Below are 16133 nucleotides of genomic sequence, written 5' to 3'. Positions count from 1 at the left end.
ACGTCTTAAATTTAATCCGAAGTCAGTGAATCTGGAATAAACGAAAAATTCGGGTATTTTGAAATCTAGTGGGAATCGAACTTAACCAAAAGATAACCAAAAAATAATTTCCTCCTACTCTTAAGTCGAGATAATTTAAGTGAGGTAAAGCAGAGTACAGTCTTCACGCTAAAACAATCGAATATTCATTCTGGGGGACAATCAAATGAATGAGACAGTCAATATCCAACTGTCGGCAGCCGCTACGTTGGCTGACTTACCCTATTTTTCCTATCAGGTTTCCCCTGAAACCATCTCTGAAGAAGTGGCTGATGAATTTCAACGTCACCCTGAGCTACCGGGGGTTCTAGTGGTGGCAGGCGATCGCGTCATCGGCATGATCTCCAAGGTCAAGTTCTTTGAGCGCATGAGCAAGCAGTTTGGTCGCGATCTCTACTTGCCGCGCCCGATCAAATTGATTCCAGAAATTGCCGCCCCCCAAGTGCCGCCCCTTGTTTTGATGGCACGCACTCCTGTGGAAGAAGCCGTGGAACAGGCCTTGAGTCGCCCCCCCGCCTTTGTCTACGAACCCGTGGTCGTGCGTAAGGGCAAGCAACTGGTGTTGGTGGATATGCGGCTGATCCTGATTGCCCAAGCGCAAGTGCTGAGCAAGAAAAATCTCTTCATTCAGCAGCAGCACTTCCACACCCAGCAACTCCTTGAGAAGTTAAAGGTGGAAAAAGAGCGGAACCAAGACTATGCCAAGCGCCTTGAAAGCGAGCTGACCCGCACCCAACAGATGAACGAAGCCCTAGAGCAGCAGGAGCGCTCTGTGCGTGAGCAAGCGGAGCGGATTGCCCAACTCAATCAACGGTTCGTCTCCATTAGCCAAGTTCTTTCCCAGCGGGGGCGCAAAGCCTTTCAGCAAACCTTCACCGGGGTTAACCAAATTAGCCGTCACACAGCGGAGGTTTATCGCCTCAGCGAACGGCTGAAACAGGACGTGGAAATTATCGACCAAGCCACCCATCAAATTGCTGAGATTACCCGTCAGGTGAAACACCTTGCGGTGCAGGCGGGGCTGATTGCCAGTCGCAGTGGCCAGCAGATGGCTGGTTTCGATTTTATCAGTGAGGCAATTAACAAACTGGCCAACCAAGTGGTCTTTGCCAACCAACAAGTAGAGGAAATGGCCAATCATTTTCGCCATCACATTCGCGAGGTTGTAGAGTCCACCGCCTCTGGGGAAAAAATCGCGCGATCGCTCCTCAGTCAAGTGGAGGATACCCAACAAGCCATCCAAGAACTACAAGCGCTACTGGATACTGAGGAAGCCACGACTCAGACAGAGACCATGCCAGCGGCAGCAGTTGCTTAGGGCAGCCCGTGGATTTAGACCCTCGCCGCGGGGTATCGTGAATTTAGTCTATTGATTTCTATCTCGCCTATTCAGGATGCCCCAACCCACTGTGATTCTCCATGGCGGCGCCGGCAGCTCGCTCCAAGACAAAGGCGGTCTCATTTCCGTCCGCCAATCCCTGCATACCATTGTCAGCCAAGTGGTTCAGACCCTAAAAGAAGGGGCAACGGCGATTGAGGCAGTGGTTTTGGGGTGTCGGCTCCTAGAGGATGAACCGCGCTTTAATGCAGGCACGGGGTCTGTGCTGCAATCCGACGGTCAAATTCGCATGAGTGCCTCGCTCATGGATGGGCAGCGGCAGCGCCTCAGCGGTGTCATTAATGTCTCACGGGTGAAAAATCCCATTGACCTTGCGCATTGGTTGCAACAGTGCCCTGACCGTATTCTGTCCGATGTGGGAGCAGCAGAGCTCGCTCGTGAATTGCAGCTTCCTGTGTATCAACCCCTCACGGATCAGCGACTCTACGAGTGGCTCGAGGAACGCAAAGGCAATTTCCAAACATCGATGGCCGGAGTCGTGGCTGAGGAGGCAAGGCGGGGCACGATTGGTGTTGTGGTTTTAGATCAGCAGGGACACTTGGCCGTGGGGACTTCCACTGGCGGCAAGGGCTTTGAGCGTATTGGGCGGGTCAGTGACTCCGCAACGCCAGCCGGCACCTATGCCAACAGCTTAGCAGCAGTCAGTTGTACTGGCATTGGTGAGGATATTCTGGATGAGGCGCTGGCCACGCGGATTGTGGTGCGCGTCACCGATGGGCTTTCCCTTGAGGCGGCCTTTGAAAAATCCTTTCGGGAAGCCGCGAGTCGGCAACGGGATTTTGGCGCCATTGGCCTCGACCATCAAGGGGCGATCGCCTGGGGCAAAACCTGTGATGTCCTGCTGGCGGCCTACTGGAATGGCATCACCATTGGTGACACCTTAGACCTACCCCCCGGCCTGCAGGTGGGCGGCCAAAAATAATTTATCCTTGCTGTCAAGTTTTTTTATTGCCAGCTCAATGCAATTGGCTGCATCTGTTAGGGTAAAGGCCTATAATTTTAAGTGTTTTTACATTTGGCCGATGTCCCTTGAGGGAACCCTATGACCAATACGACCTCGCCTGCCATCCTCAATCCAATTGCTCGTCCTGAAGTTCCCCAAGAACTTGCGGAAAATATCATCCTTACTTCCCTCAACGATGTTTATGACTGGGCACGGCTATCGAGCCTCTGGCCGCTCATGTATGGCACTGCCTGCTGCTTCATTGAGTTTGCGGCCATGATTGGCTCGCGCTTCGATTTCGATCGCTTTGGCTTGGTGCCCCGCAACAGCCCCCGTCAGGCGGATTTGATCATCACCTCTGGCACCATCACGATGAAAATGGCACCCGCCTTGGTGCGCCTCTACGATCAAATGCCCAATCCCAAGTACGTGATTGCGATGGGTGCCTGCACGATCACAGGGGGGATGTTTAGCTCTGATTCTTATTCCGCCGTGCGTGGTGTGGACAAGCTGATTCCCGTGGATGTCTATTTGCCCGGCTGTCCGCCCCGTCCAGAAGCGATCATGGATGCGATCGTCAAGCTGCGCAAGAAAATTGCCAATGAGCATATCAGTGAGCGTGGCAACCTTGCCCAAACCCATCGCCTCTTTACCGCCAAGCACAAGATGAAGCCGGTGCCCCCTATTCTCACCGGTCAATATCTCAATGCTCCCAGTCGCCAAGCGCCTCCTCCTGCCCTTGCTGCAGCGATGGGAATTGCTGTTCCTGCCCTTGGGGAAGCGGTGAGGGAAACCAGCACCGTTTCAGAATAATCTAGTCGTTTTGGTGAAGAGGTAGTCATCGATGGCAGTTTCAACAGAGCTTTTGGTACTCGGTGTCTATGGCGCCTTGGCAGGGCTATATCTGCTGGTGGTGCCAGCGATCGTCTATGCCTATTTGAATGCTCGCTGGTATGTGGCTGGCTCCTTTGAGCGGGCATTTATGTACTTTCTGGTGACGTTCTTCTTTCCGGGATTACTCCTGCTGGCTCCCTTTATTAACTTTCGTCCCCAACCGCGCTCTCTCGATTCCTAGGTGCTATGCGCCGCATTGATGTTCTAGGGATTGGTATTGGTGTTTTCCTTGCGGGCGGCTTGGTTTATCTGCTGTTGCGCATTGCGGGGGTTGAGCCGCTTCAAGCCGGGATTTGGAGTCAAGCCATTTTTGTCTTGGTGGTTCTGGGTTGGCTCTCCACCTATCTCCTGCGGGTCTTTACAGGACGGATGACCTACCACCAGCAACTTAAAGACTATGAAGAGGCCGTGATGAGCGATCGCCTTGCGCGGATGTCGCCAGAGGAGCTAGCCGCCCTTGAAGCAGAAATTCTAGCGGAATCCAGCGAGATTGCCGATCCAGAATTGGGCGATAATTAGCTCAAGTTTCCCCGTGGCTTAATAATGCACTTTCCCCGCTCCTGTGGTTTACTGCTTCATCCCACGTCCCTGCCTGGTGGTCATGGCATTGGTGACTTGGGTGCGGCAGCTCGTGAGTTCCTTGAATTTTTGGTTGCCAGTGATCAGCAGTACTGGCAGGTCTTGCCCCTAGGGCCAACGGGCTTTGGCAATTCCCCCTATATGTGCTACTCCGCGATGGCCGGCAACCCACTGCTGATCAGCTTGGATGAACTGGTCAAGGAGGGCTGGTTAACGGAAGCAGATTTGGCAGGACTCACGCTTGAGAATAGCGATCGCGTTGATTTCGAGGCTGTCATTAGCCAAAAACTCCCCCTGCTCCGCCTTGCTGCTCAACGCTTTCAGAATCAAGCCACCCCAGAAGACTGGCAGGCCTTTCGCGACTTTCAAGCCCTTGCCCACTACTGGCTGCCCACCTATGCCCTCTTTATGGCGCTGAAGGATCACCACGAGGGACAGCCGTGGTATGAATGGCCCGCCCCTTTGCGCGATCGCGAACCAACCGCCCTTGCCGCGATCCAAGCCGTTCTCAAAGAGCGCATTTTTGAGTACGAGTTTCAGCAATTTCTCTTTTACCAGCAGTGGCACGCCCTCAAGGAAGCCGCCAATCAACAGGGGATTCAGATTATTGGTGATATTCCCATTTATGTTGCCCACGACAGTGCCGATGTCTGGGCCTTTCCCCAATTTTTTGAACTCAATCCAGAAACGGGTGCGGCTGCCCTCATGGCCGGTGTGCCTCCAGATTACTTCAGTGCCACAGGACAACTCTGGGGCAACCCCATTTACAACTGGAAAGCCCTTGCTGCCGATGGCTACTCTTGGTGGATTGAGCGCTTCCGTGCCCTGCTCTCCTACATGGACATTATCCGTGTGGATCACTTTCGCGGCTTTCAGGGCTACTGGCAAGTGCCCGAAGGAGAGGAAACAGCCGTCAACGGTGAGTGGCAACTGGGTCCTGGTGCTGCCTTCTTTGAAACCTTGCAAGCTGCTTTGGGACGACTGCCTATTCTCGCCGAGGATTTAGGGGATATTACCCCCGATGTCATTGCCCTACGGGATCAGTTTCAGTTTCCGGGGATGAAAATTCTCCAGTTTGCCTTCGGCGGTGGTTCGGATAATCCCTTTTTACCCTTTAATCAAGAGCGCAACTGTGTGGTGTACACTGGCACCCATGACAATGACACAACTGTCGGCTGGTACCGCACCCTCAGTGACTGGGAACAGCAGCGCCTCATTGACTATTTGGGCTATACCCCCAGCGAACCCCACTGGGCTTTGATTCGCATGGCCCTAGGAACCGTTGCCAACCAAGCCATTCTTCCCGTTCAAGATTTGCTCGGTCTCGATAGTCATGCCCGCATGAATTTCCCCGGTACGAGCGAAGGCAACTGGGCGTGGCGCCTAACTGCGGGTCAACTTACCCCTGAACTTGCCGCTCATTTGAAGCACTTGGTGCACCTCTTTGGCCGTCAAGCACCACCGAGACCCCAGCCGGTTGAAGCTGCCGAAGAAACCGTCCCCGAAAAAGACCCCGCCTAAGCTCGCCGTCGGCCATCGGGCATAATCGTACCCCGCAAATCCACTTCACTGAGGTTGGCACCACTCATATCCGCAGCAGTCAGGTTCACCCGCGTCAAATCCGCCCGCGACAGGTTAGAGCCTGAGAGGTTGGCGTCCCCTAAGTCTGCCCCACTCAAGTTAACACCGCTGAGATCTACAGTTCCCAGTAAGCTGCCACTAAACGTTGCCCGGCTCAGGGTAGCTCCACTGAGGGTGGCGCGGCTGAGATTCGCTTCTGAGAGAGTAGCACGACTCAGGTTGGCTCCCACCAAGCGGGCACGGCTGAGATTCGCTTCTACCAAGTCGGCACGGCTAAAGTTGGCTTCCGTTAACTCCACTTCGCGAAGATTGGCACCACTGAGATTGGCACCCCGCAGCTTCACGCCATTAAAGACGAGGCCACTGAGATTGGCACTGCGTAGATCCGTTTGACTCAAATCCGCATTGTCCAGCAATGCCCCCTGCAAGTTTGCCCCTTGGAGATTCGCCCCCTGCAGATTGGTGCCCACCAGTTTGGCATGGCTGAGGTTGGCGCCCCGTAAATTTGCCCCACTGAGATCCGCACGGCTAAGGTTGGTATGGTTCAGGTTCGCGCCACTGAGATTGGCACCACTGAGGTTGACATCTGAAAGTTCTAGGGAGGACAGATCCGCCTTGGCCAGTTCCGCGCCGACAAGGTTGGCCTTGGCAAGGTTGGCTTCACTGAGCTTGACTTCCGTGAGATCAACGCGGCTGAGATTGGCTCCCGTGAGATTCGCCGCCGTTAAGTTCGCGCCACTCAGGTTGGCACCGCTGAGGTTCGCACCACTGAGATTGGCATTGCTGACATCCGCCTGAATTAAATCCACACGGGTTAGGTTCGCCTGCTTTAGATCCGTGCCATGCAAATTCGCGCCCTGTAAATTTGCCCCCGAAAGGTTAACGCCGTCGAGTGTCAATCCCCGTAGATCCGCATTCGCCAAGTCCACACGAGAGAGATTGGCACCCTGAAGCACCGTTCCCCGCAGGGTGGTTTCACTAAGTTCAGCGCGGCTGAGATTGGCTCGCGTCAGGTTTGCCCAACTGAGATCACTGCGGCTAAGGTTTGCGCCAGCGAGGTTGGCATCCACCAATTCTGCCTTGATGAGCATGGCATTAACAATTTCTGCGCCACACAGCACTGCACCACTGAGATTGGCTCCGCTCAGGTTGACCCACTCCATGTCGGCACGGGAGAGAATAATCCCCCGTAGATCAGCGTTGATAAACTCGCCATTTGTCAAACTGGCACGATTAAAGTCCCGTTCACCGCTGGCATAGCGTTTTAACAACTCTTGGGGATTCATCAAAAAAAACGGGTCTGGAACCCCGCCCTTGAGAACGGCTCTACACTCTAAGCCTAGCTTAATTCGCTAAAACCACACTACGCTCGTGAGAGGATGATAATAAAGACTTGCGCTCTCTCATGGATACCATCCCTATTCTTGATCTCAAGGCCCAATATCAATTCCTGCAAGCAGACATCGATCGCGCAGTTGCCCGCGTACTGGCATCCGGTCAGTTCATTCTAGGGCCAGAGGTACAGGCCTTTGAGGAAGAGGTAGCCGCCTATTTAGGGGTGCGCCATGCGGTAGCAGTTAATTCAGGGACAGATGCACTGGTGATTTCCCTGCGCAGTTTGGGAATAGGTGCTGGGGATGAGGTGATTACCACCCCCTTTTCGTTTTTTGCGACGGCAGAGGCAATTAGTTTGGTGGGTGCCCGCCCGGTCTTTGTGGATGTGGAACTGGACTCTTTTAACCTTGATCCCAATAAAGTTGCCGCAGCCATTACCCCCCGCACCAAGGCGATTTTGCCGGTTCATTTATTTGGGCGGCCAGCTGCTATGGGAGCAATTGTTGAAATTGCCCAAGCCCATGGGTTAGCCATTCTTGAGGATTGTGCCCAGTCCTTTGGTGCCCGCTATTGTCCGCCCTGTGAGAACTGTCAATGTGAAACGGCAACTCAAGAGGCTTTAGCTCATCGGTTCACGGGGGCGATCGGTACCATGGGAGCCTTTTCATTTTTTCCCACCAAGAATCTCGGTGCCTATGGCGACGGGGGGCTGATTACCACCAATGATGATGATTTAGCCGAGCGATCGCGCATGCTGCGGGTTCACGGCTCCCGTCAACGCTACCACCACGAAATGATTGGCTACAATTCTCGCTTGGACAGCCTACAGGCGGCAATTCTGCGGGTGAAGCTACCCCATATCGATCGCTGGAATCAAGAGCGACGGCGAGTCGCCCAAACCTATAACCAAGCCTTGGCGGGTCTTGAGGCGGTGGTGACCCCAGCAGTATCTCTAGGGCATGTGTTTCATCAATATACCATTCGGGTGCTCAATGGGCAGCGGGATGCGCTCGCGGCTTACCTGAAGGCGGCTGGTATTAGTTCGATGATTTACTACCCCATTCCCCAAGATCACTCTCCGATGTATAAGGGGCAATCTCCACCCAATCCTGTGAGCGATCGCCTTGCCAGCGAGGTTCTCAGCTTACCCATTTGGCCTGAATTGAGCGATGCCACCATTGAGCATATTGCCGCAACCATTCGCCAGTTTTTTCGCAAGCGCTAAGGGCATCCCCTAAGCAGTTGTCTGGGTATTTGTCCTCCCTTAACACAACCTTAAGCTGACACTCGCTAAGCTAACTACAGCTCTTTTGTGGAATATGGGGTTAACAGACAGGACACATCGGCATGCTGTCCGCCATTAACGTTCTCAGGATTCTAGAGTGTTCAACCCTAGTGAAAAGGGCTGTAATGTCACTTGGGCTAGGAGAGCCATGCTATGAAAGTTGCCGTTTTCAGTGCCAAATCCTACGATCGCCAGTTTCTGAATGCCGCCAATGAAGCTCAAGGTCATCCCCATCTCCTCACCTACTACGATGTGCTACTGCGTCCTCAAACAGTTTCCCTTGCCGAGGGACATGAGGCCGTCTGTGTATTTGTCAATGATGATCTGGGGGCAGAGACCCTCAAACGGCTGGCAGCGTTGGGGGTGCGTCTGGTGACGCTGCGCTGTACGGGCTTCAACAATGTGGATTTGGCAACAGCGGCCAGCTTGGGCATCACAGTTACCCGCGTCAGTGCTTATTCCCCCTATTCGGTAGCGGAGCATACAGTGGGGCTGATCTTGATGCTAAACCGCAAACTTCACCGTGCCTACAACCGCGTGCGCGATGATAATTTTTCCCTAGAGGGGCTGATGGGCTTTGATCTGTATGGTTGTACGGTCGGCATCATTGGCACAGGCAAAATTGGGCGTGTTGTTGCCCGGATTATGCATGGTTTTGGCTGTCACCTCTACGGCTATGATCCCTACCCCAACAAAGACTTTGAGCAGATAGGCACCTACACAACCCTAGAAACCCTCTTGGCTGAATCGGACATTGTCACTCTTCATTGCCCCCTTGTCCCCGAAAATGAACACCTGATCAATGCGACCACGATCGCCCAAATGAAGCGCGGTGTCATGTTGATCAATACTAGTCGTGGCAAGCTGGTGGACACCAAAGCAGTCATTGAGGGCATTAAAAGTGGCCAAATTGGTTATCTGGGCATTGATGTCTATGAAGAGGAAGACTCCCTCTTTTTCCAAGATCTTTCGGACACGATTATTCAAGACGACACCTTCCAACTCCTGCAATCCTTCCCCAATGTGGTGATTACTGCTCACCAAGCCTTCTTTACCCGCAATGCCCTCACAGATATTGCCCGTACGACAATTGAAAATCTGACCTGTTTTGAGCAAGGCCTGCCCCTAGCAAACGAAGTGAAACAGATGTAAGGCTCGGCGAAACGGTTATTGCTATAACGTTTCTGGCAAACAGATCCGCTATAGTAGCGATCGCATTTATTTCAGGAAAGAATCATGGGGCGTGCAGAAAAAGTCATTTTGGCCTATTCGGGGGGAGTGGATACCTCCGTGTGTATTCCCTATCTCAAGCACGAGTGGGGCGTGAAGGAAGTCATTACCCTCGCCGCTGATTTAGGACAGGGGGATGAACTGGAACCCATTCGCCAAAAAGCCCTTGATGCTGGTGCCAGTGCCTCGCTGGTGGTCGATGCCAAAGCTGAGTTCATCCGCAACTATGCCTTTCCCGCTCTTCAGGCCAACGCTCTCTACGAAAATCGCTATCCCCTCTCGACGGCCCTTGCTCGCCCTCTGATTGCCAAGCTCTTGGTGGATGCGGCTGCTGAGTATGGTGCCGATGCCGTTGCCCACGGCTGTACAGGGAAAGGCAATGATCAAGTGCGCTTTGATGTGGCGATCGCCGCCCTGAATCCCAACCTCAAGGTCCTGGCACCCGCTCGCGAATGGGGCATGAGCCGCGAAGAAACCATTGCCTATGGCGAACGCTTTGGCATTCCTGCGCCTGTGAAAAAATCTTCCCCCTACAGCATTGACCGCAATCTTTTGGGACGCAGTATTGAAGCCGGCCCCCTTGAGGATCCGTGGATTGAACCCCTTGAGGAAATCTATTTGATGACCCAAGCCATTGAAAATACCCCCAACTCCCCGGAGTATGTGGATATTGGCTTTGAGGCCGGAATTCCCGTTAGCCTCGATGGCCGCTCCCTCGATCCCGTAACGCTGGTGAGTGAACTCAATGAGCGGGTGGGGCGCCACGGCTTTGGTCGCATTGACATGATTGAAAATCGCCTTGTCGGCATTAAATCCCGCGAAATTTACGAAGCCCCTGCCCTCTTGGTGCTTATTGACGCCCACCGCGATTTGGAAAGCTTGACCTTAACCGCCGATGTGACGCAGTACAAACGGGGGATTGAAGAGACCTACAGCCGTTTGGTCTATAACGGTCTTTGGTATAGCCCCCTCAAGGAAGCCTTGGATGCTTTTATTCAACAGACCCAGAAGCGGGTGACGGGTACCGTGCGCGTCAAGCTCTTTAAGGGAACCGCACGGGTGGTGGGGCGACGCTCTCCCTATTCCCTCTATACGCCCGATTTGGCTACCTATGGCGCCGAGGATCAATTTAATCACAAGGCCGCCGAGGGCTTTATCTACGTGTGGGGGCTACCCACCCGTGTCTGGGCGGAGAAACTGCGCCAAGGCTAATCGGGGGCTTCGACGATACACCACTCGTGGAGTTCGTAGTGGACACACTGGTGTTGGACGAGGGGATCACGGGCAACAATTTCTTCAGCGGCTTGCCGGGAATCCGCCTGAAACAACAACATGCCACCCCCGCGCTCAGCCCAGTATCCCGTGCGGGCTTGATGCCCTGCGGCAATGAGGGCGCGCACATAGGCACGGTGGGCAGGAACGTGGCGATCAAAGGTGGCTTTGTCCACAATACCGCGTTCAATTTTGACAAACCATGGCATCGCTGACTGGCTCCTCTGGATGGGAATCAAGACCTAGAATAGCTATAGCAGTGGGCTTGAAAAACTCTGTGGTGCCCTGCTAGTGAGCGGCTATGAGCAAAGCAATTACCCTTGAAACCTTGTTAAGCGAATTTGCCCGTGGGGTGCGGAATTTCCGGGGTGTGAATTTGGCGGGCAGTGTGTTCCCTCTGGTGCAACTGAGCCATGTGGATCTAGCGGGGGCGGATCTTCAGGGCATCAACTGGAGTGGAGCGGATTTGATCAAGGCCAACTTGGCCAATGCCAATCTGCGGGGGGCAAATCTGATTGGTGCAGATCTGAGTGGTGCTAATCTGACCGATGCCAACTTGCAGGAAGCCATGCTCAGTGGCGCCATCCTAGTGGGTGCCTACCTCTCACGCGCCAATTTACAGCAGGCGGTGCTCAGTGGGGCCATCCTCAAGGGGGCGGTGCTCCACGACAGTAATCTGAAGGATACAAATGTGGTGGGGGCAGATCTCTCAGAGGCGGATCTGACCGGGGCGATCGCCCGCCGCCAAGACTTAGAGGAAGCCAAGCTCTCAGGAACTATCCTGCCCAATGGCGAAGTGGTCTTTGAGGCTGGGGAAATGGAAGAGGTTCCGTTGCCCGCCCCAACGCCAATGGCTAAGCCAATGGCCACTGCGAACGAAACCACCGTGATTGAGTGGACGAATGAGCAGGTGATTCAAATGCTGATCCTGCAACAACACCCCCTGCCCAGTACCTACCAAAGTGCTGATTTGAAGGTGGTTAGCCTCGGCAATCACTGCTATCAATTGCGCACGGTCACGGAAACGGTGGTGGCGGTGGTAGAAGGTGAGAGTGTGGCCAATGAAAAAGTAACCCTTTTTGCCGAGGCGCCCTTTGCCGATGTGGTGGCCAGTGTCCTCCAAGCCCATTCCTTCTTGCCCACACAATACGTCAGTGAACCCGTACCGGCGTGGCACTACGAACAGGTCGCCATTCCGTCGGGACAGGTGGTGCGTTGGGGAACGGCACGGCAACTTTGGAAAACTTGGTGGTTACTGCTCAAGTCCACTGCCACACCTCAGGAGCCACAGCAATTGCAACTGTTGGTGGGCAAGGAGTGGCAGCCCATTTGCGATATTGCCTTTTCACCGTCGGCGGGCGGTGGTCTGATAATCAAAACGGCGATGGGCGATCGCCACTTTTCTGGGGATGCCTCGCTGATTTGGCTAGAAAGTGTCCCGTCTGGATTGCCCACCACCTCTGCCCCAGCAGTCCCGCCTTGGAACGGCTTACTCAAATTTGAAAATAACTGCCTCACCATTGAAACCGCCGCAGGGCTCGTCTGTGTGCAGGGGGAAAACTTGAGGGTCACCCTTGGGGGGCAAGCGATCGCTCTCAACCAGCTCTAATGGTCGCCCTTCAACCCTTTGATTTTAGTCGCTGGCCGATCGCGGTCAGTGATTTACCGGCCGATACCTACCTCGTGGGGGGAGCGGTGCGGGATGCGCTCCTAGGCCGGATCAATTCGTGCCCCGACTTGGATTTTATTGTGCCGAGGGATGCGATTGCCCTGACCCAAAAACTGGCGGATAAGTACAAGGCTGGTTTAGTGGTTTTGGATCGGCAGCGGCAGATTGCCCGCTTAGTCTTTGCTAATACAACGGTGGATATTGCCCAGCGGCACGGAGAAACCCTCTTGACCGATTTGAGCGATCGCGATTTTCGCCTCAATGCCATTGCCTACGACATTCACCACCACCACATTGTCGATCCCCTCGGTGGCCTTTTGGATTTGCAACGCCGCCAAATTCACTATGTCGCACCAGAAAATCTCGCTGCTGATCCCCTGCGACTCCTACGCGCCTATCGCCAAGCCGCCCAACTGCAATTTACGATTACGCCCGAAACGCGGCAGGTGATCCAAACCCTTGCCCCCCAACTGCGACGAGTCGCCCCAGAACGGGTGCGGGTGGAACTCAGTTATTTTCTCAGTGCCCTTGAGAGTGCCCCCTATCTCACCCTTGCTTTTCGCGATGGCGTGTTGGCGGTGTGGCTGCCGTCGGTCACCGAGGAGCGGATTACCCACTACCATGCCCTTGAATCCACCCTAGGGAATTTTCCCTTCCCAGCCCTTTGGCCGGCGCTAACGACATCTATTGCCGCAACAACTGCCCCCGGCGAACCCCAACGGCGAACCCTAGTGGCTTTGGCCAAGCTCACCTGCCTCGTGAATGCCAGCGATCGCCGCGCTGCCGAGGAACTAACTGCCCTCACCTACACCACTGATGAAATTCGCATTGTCCAAGTCCTGTGCCGATTGCTCAACCACTGGCTAGTCCCCCTCGAACAGCCCCTGAACCGCGAGCAAGCCTTCTATCTATTTCGCGCGGCGGGTAGCTATTTTCCAGCCTTTGTTGCCCTTGCCCTGAGCCGGGGCATCCCCAAAGCGCATCTAGTGCCCTTGGTCAAAGGGTGGTTAGACCCCAAGGATGCCATTGCCCATCCCCCCCAATTGGTGCGGGGTGCCGATCTGGTAGAAGTGTTTCAGGTCTCGCCGGGGCCGCGTGTGGGTGAATTGTTGCGAGCTGTGGAAGCAGCCCAAGCGCGGGGAGAAATTCGCGATCGCCCCCAAGCCCTCGCCTATGTGGCAGAAATCCTAGGTGGTTCAAGGCAACCGCGGCACACTTAGGAGAGGGGCAAAAACATTTCCTGCCAAAGGGTGTCATAGCGTTTTTGGGCAGCCACATCGAGGGGGAGCAGGAGTTCACTCTTGGCAAAGGCGGTGGGAGTCGCTAGGGGAATATAGCGATGCAAGAGAGTGCGTCTTAAATCGCTCACCAGCGGCGAGGGAGCATCACTAAACTGGCTGAGTTGCTCAGCAACTTCCGGTTGCCACCAGTAGTTCAACCAAGCCAAGGCTGCCGCATCGGGGTTTTGGCCACAGACCCACAAATCCACCCACAGCGCTGTCCCACTGGCGGGAAACACGGCGGCATAGGTCTGCGGATCTCGCTTCAGCAGCGGCAGTACATCCGTTGACCAACCCACTGCTAATTGTGTACTGCCCAGCATCAGTGGCTGCAGGTAGGCGTCAGAACTAAAAAAACGACATCCTTGGCGGAGACGCTGCAAGCGTTGCCGTAATTCGGGGTGGGTGGGTGGGGCATTGTAGGATAGCCCTAGGGATTTCAGCGTCAACCCAATCACTTCCCGCGGCTGATTTAACAGGCTATAGTGGCCTTGAACGCTTGGATGCCATAGGACATCCCAATCTGTGGGTTCCCAGCCCAAATCGGCAAAGAACTGGCGGCGATAAATGAGGACTGTTGCCCCCCAGCGATAGGGCAGACCCCAGAGAGCATCGTCTTTGCCAATGAGTTGCAGTAATGGCTGCCACGGTTCAGCCCAGTCCCACCGGTTTTGAATCAGTGGTTTGGGAATAGGGGCAATCTGTCGCTGCGCCACGGCCTGAGCTATCCAAGCATCCCCGAGACTGAGGACGGCTGACCCGAGGATTCCCGCTGCAAAGGTGTTGGCTAACTCTTGGGGGGTTTCCCGCAGCCGCAGCTGAAGTCCCACGCCGGCCTGTTGACGAAAGCGCTGAATCAATTGGGGGGGTAAGGATTTTCGCAGTAAATAGACGGTGAGTCCTGTATTGGCAGTGGCTTGACAACCACTGAGGGCGATCGCCCCCAAGGCAAACAACCCCTGACAAAATTGCCGCCGCTGCATTAGCGTTGCCACCGAAACTGCAATTGACTTGGCTGCCCTGGATCCCCCAGTTGCTCGATGCCGCGATCGTTGGCCACAAGGTGCCGTAGGATCAGGTAAATCCGCTCCAGTTGATCCGGCGCATTCACAGCGTCGGCGATCGCCTGCAAGTCTAGGGGTTCATCACTTTGTTCTAAGACTTTAACAATCTGCCGTTGCAACGCCAAGTTGGCCGCCGCTGCTTTTTTCCCCGCTTCCACCCCCGGCTGATGGTAGGCATTGATATTCACCAAGAAGCCATAAAGACCCACCGCTCGTTCATAGAGGGCAATCAAGGCACCCACGGTTTTCGGGGTCACGTCCGGAATCGTCACCGTCAGGGAGGGGCGATTCTTTTCATAGAGAGCTTGGCGGGTGCCGAGGAGTAGGCCACTGAGGTAATCCCCCGCAGTAATCCCCGGCTCCACGTCAATGGCGGGTTCTTGGCCATCCCGCAGCACCTCAATAAACGTGACAAAGAAGTTAGGTAGGCCATCCCGCAACTGCTGCACATAGGCATGCTGATCCGTGGTTCCCTTGTTGCCATAGACCGCAATCCCTTGGTGGACAATGTTGCCGTCGAGGTCTTTTTCCTTGCCGAGGGACTCCATTACCAACTGCTGCAAGTAGCGGCTAAACAGGAGCAGACTATCTTTGTAGGGCAGGACAACCATATCTTTTTCACCCCGACCATTGCCCGCATGGTGCCAAGCCAAGGCGAGTAGGGCAGCGGGATTTTGGCGAATCTTCGGCACGCGGGTTGCCTGATCCATCAATTTTGCTCCCGCGAGGAGGGCATCAATGTCAATCCCTTGCAGGGCAGCGGGCAATAGACCCACCGTTGACAGTTCCGAGGTGCGCCCCCCCACCCAGTCAAACATCGGGAAAATGGCCAGCCAACCGTTGGACTCCGCCACTTGGGCAAGGCCACTGCCCGGCAGGGTGACGGCGACGGCGTGATCGGCAAAGGCAAGGCCGGCACGTTGGAAGCGGGCTTGGGCTTCTAGCATGCCATTGCGGGTTTCCGGTGTCCCCCCCGATTTGGAAATGACAATCACCAATGTCGTCCGCAGGCGATCGCCTAGTTCCGCAAAAACCCGCTCAAACCCGGCAGGGTCGGTGTTGTCCAAAAAGTGAATGTTCAGGGGCGGATTCACAGGGGCAAGGGCAGCCGCCGCAAACTGCGGACCTAGGGCAGACCCCCCAATGCCAATGGAGAGAATCTCGGTAAAGCGACCCCCTTGGGGTGGAGCAATGGCGCCACTGTGGACTTGCTGGCTAAACTGCTTCACTTGGGCAATGGCATCGCGAATTTCGGCACGCAGTTCTGGAGTTGGTGCCAAATCGGCATCCCGCAGCCAGTAGTGCCCCACCATGCGGCCCTCATCGGGGTTGGAGATCGCCCCTGCTTCCAATTCCTTCATTTGCTGAAAGGCGCGCTCAAAAGCTGGCTCTAGGCGACGTACCACTTCTAGGGTCAGCCCCATACGACTGACATCCACATAGAACTCTAACTCAGGGTGGTAGTACAACCAGTCTTGGTAATGCTGCCAAAGAGCCAAAGCATCCATAAGAAAATCTTTTCGCGCTACGATCTCAGCGTACCTCAACAACTGTCCCTTACTG

The 16133-nt window shown here is 54.8% G+C and carries 15 protein-coding genes; 11 read left to right on the top strand and 4 right to left on the bottom strand.

Features of this window, described 5'->3' with window-relative positions:
- The first annotated feature begins 205 nt into the window (after nucleotides 1-205).
- The 6 genes from RHJ02_RS01425 (at nucleotide 206) to malQ (ending at nucleotide 5375) form a co-directional block, all read left to right on the top strand.
- Nucleotides 206-1357: a hypothetical protein gene (locus RHJ02_RS01425; RefSeq protein ID WP_310800376.1), complete on the top strand. Its 1152-nt coding sequence runs from the start codon at nucleotides 206-208 to the stop codon at nucleotides 1355-1357.
- A gap of 76 nt (nucleotides 1358-1433) precedes the next feature.
- Nucleotides 1434-2360: an isoaspartyl peptidase/L-asparaginase gene (locus tag RHJ02_RS01420; protein ID WP_206200755.1), complete on the top strand. Its 927-nt coding sequence runs from the start codon at nucleotides 1434-1436 to the stop codon at nucleotides 2358-2360.
- A gap of 120 nt (nucleotides 2361-2480) precedes the next feature.
- The gene (ndhK, locus tag RHJ02_RS01415; RefSeq protein WP_206200754.1) at nucleotides 2481-3194 is read left to right on the top strand and encodes a photosynthetic/respiratory NAD(P)H-quinone oxidoreductase subunit K; all 714 of its coding nucleotides are present in this window, start codon (nucleotides 2481-2483) and stop codon (nucleotides 3192-3194) included.
- 31 nt (nucleotides 3195-3225) lie between these two features.
- Nucleotides 3226-3456, top strand: coding sequence for a photosynthetic/respiratory NAD(P)H-quinone oxidoreductase subunit L (ndhL, locus tag RHJ02_RS01410; protein WP_181495109.1), 231 nt, complete (start codon nucleotides 3226-3228; stop codon nucleotides 3454-3456).
- Nucleotides 3457-3461: 5 nt separating this feature from the next.
- Entirely contained in the window at nucleotides 3462-3794 is a 333-nt protein-coding gene (locus RHJ02_RS01405; RefSeq protein ID WP_206200753.1) for a DUF3007 family protein, read from the top strand.
- 24 nt (nucleotides 3795-3818) lie between these two features.
- Nucleotides 3819-5375: a 4-alpha-glucanotransferase gene (malQ, locus tag RHJ02_RS01400; RefSeq protein ID WP_206200752.1), complete on the top strand. Its 1557-nt coding sequence runs from the start codon at nucleotides 3819-3821 to the stop codon at nucleotides 5373-5375.
- On the opposite strand, the gene RHJ02_RS01395 is transcribed toward malQ, so the two are convergent.
- Entirely contained in the window at nucleotides 5372-6721 is a 1350-nt protein-coding gene (locus RHJ02_RS01395) for a pentapeptide repeat-containing protein (RefSeq protein WP_206200751.1), read from the bottom strand. The two genes, malQ and RHJ02_RS01395, sit on opposite strands and share 4 nt — an antisense overlap.
- Nucleotides 6722-6840: 119 nt before the next feature.
- Between RHJ02_RS01395 and RHJ02_RS01390 the strand changes: the two genes are divergently transcribed.
- The 3 genes from RHJ02_RS01390 to RHJ02_RS01380 all read left to right on the top strand — a co-directional run bounded on the left by RHJ02_RS01390 (nucleotide 6841) and on the right by RHJ02_RS01380 (nucleotide 10497).
- Nucleotides 6841-7995: a DegT/DnrJ/EryC1/StrS family aminotransferase gene (locus RHJ02_RS01390; protein WP_310437915.1), complete on the top strand. Its 1155-nt coding sequence runs from the start codon at nucleotides 6841-6843 to the stop codon at nucleotides 7993-7995.
- Nucleotides 7996-8208: 213 nt separating this feature from the next.
- Nucleotides 8209-9207 carry a 2-hydroxyacid dehydrogenase gene (locus tag RHJ02_RS01385; protein WP_206200749.1) on the top strand — a complete coding sequence of 333 codons (999 nt, stop codon included), beginning with the start codon at nucleotides 8209-8211 and terminating at the stop codon, nucleotides 9205-9207.
- Between the two features lie 84 nt (nucleotides 9208-9291).
- On the top strand, nucleotides 9292-10497 hold the full coding sequence (locus RHJ02_RS01380) for an argininosuccinate synthase (protein WP_206200748.1): 1206 nt from the start codon (nucleotides 9292-9294) through the stop codon (nucleotides 10495-10497).
- Here RHJ02_RS01380 and RHJ02_RS01375 read toward each other — a convergent pair.
- Nucleotides 10494-10766 carry a YciI family protein gene (locus RHJ02_RS01375; RefSeq protein WP_302677089.1) on the bottom strand — a complete coding sequence of 91 codons (273 nt, stop codon included), beginning with the start codon at nucleotides 10764-10766 and terminating at the stop codon, nucleotides 10494-10496. The two genes, RHJ02_RS01380 and RHJ02_RS01375, sit on opposite strands and share 4 nt — an antisense overlap.
- 92 nt (nucleotides 10767-10858) lie before the next feature.
- Between RHJ02_RS01375 and RHJ02_RS01370 the strand changes: the two genes are divergently transcribed.
- The gene (locus RHJ02_RS01370) at nucleotides 10859-12166 is read left to right on the top strand and encodes a pentapeptide repeat-containing protein (RefSeq protein WP_206200746.1); all 1308 of its coding nucleotides are present in this window, start codon (nucleotides 10859-10861) and stop codon (nucleotides 12164-12166) included.
- Complete coding sequence (locus RHJ02_RS01365; RefSeq protein ID WP_310800375.1) at nucleotides 12166-13446, top strand: CCA tRNA nucleotidyltransferase; 1281 nt, start codon at nucleotides 12166-12168, stop codon at nucleotides 13444-13446. The genes RHJ02_RS01370 and RHJ02_RS01365 overlap by 1 nt, the downstream gene beginning before the upstream one ends.
- Here the strand turns inward: RHJ02_RS01365 and RHJ02_RS01360 are convergent.
- Both RHJ02_RS01360 and RHJ02_RS01355 read right to left on the bottom strand, forming a co-directional pair.
- The gene (locus RHJ02_RS01360) at nucleotides 13443-14501 is read right to left on the bottom strand and encodes an extracellular solute-binding protein (RefSeq protein WP_286668755.1); all 1059 of its coding nucleotides are present in this window, start codon (nucleotides 14499-14501) and stop codon (nucleotides 13443-13445) included. The genes RHJ02_RS01365 and RHJ02_RS01360 overlap by 4 nt on opposite strands.
- Entirely contained in the window at nucleotides 14489-16078 is a 1590-nt protein-coding gene (locus tag RHJ02_RS01355) for a glucose-6-phosphate isomerase (protein ID WP_310453157.1), read from the bottom strand. The genes RHJ02_RS01360 and RHJ02_RS01355 overlap by 13 nt, the downstream gene beginning before the upstream one ends.
- Nucleotides 16079-16133: the final 55 nt, after the last annotated feature.

The sequence above is a fragment of the Thermosynechococcus sp. TG215 genome (assembly GCF_031583455.1).
In the GTDB taxonomy this organism is placed as follows: domain Bacteria; phylum Cyanobacteriota; class Cyanobacteriia; order Thermosynechococcales; family Thermosynechococcaceae; genus Thermosynechococcus.
Note: the sequence above shows the minus strand (reverse complement) of the source record. Positions and strands in the feature narration are given on the sequence as shown.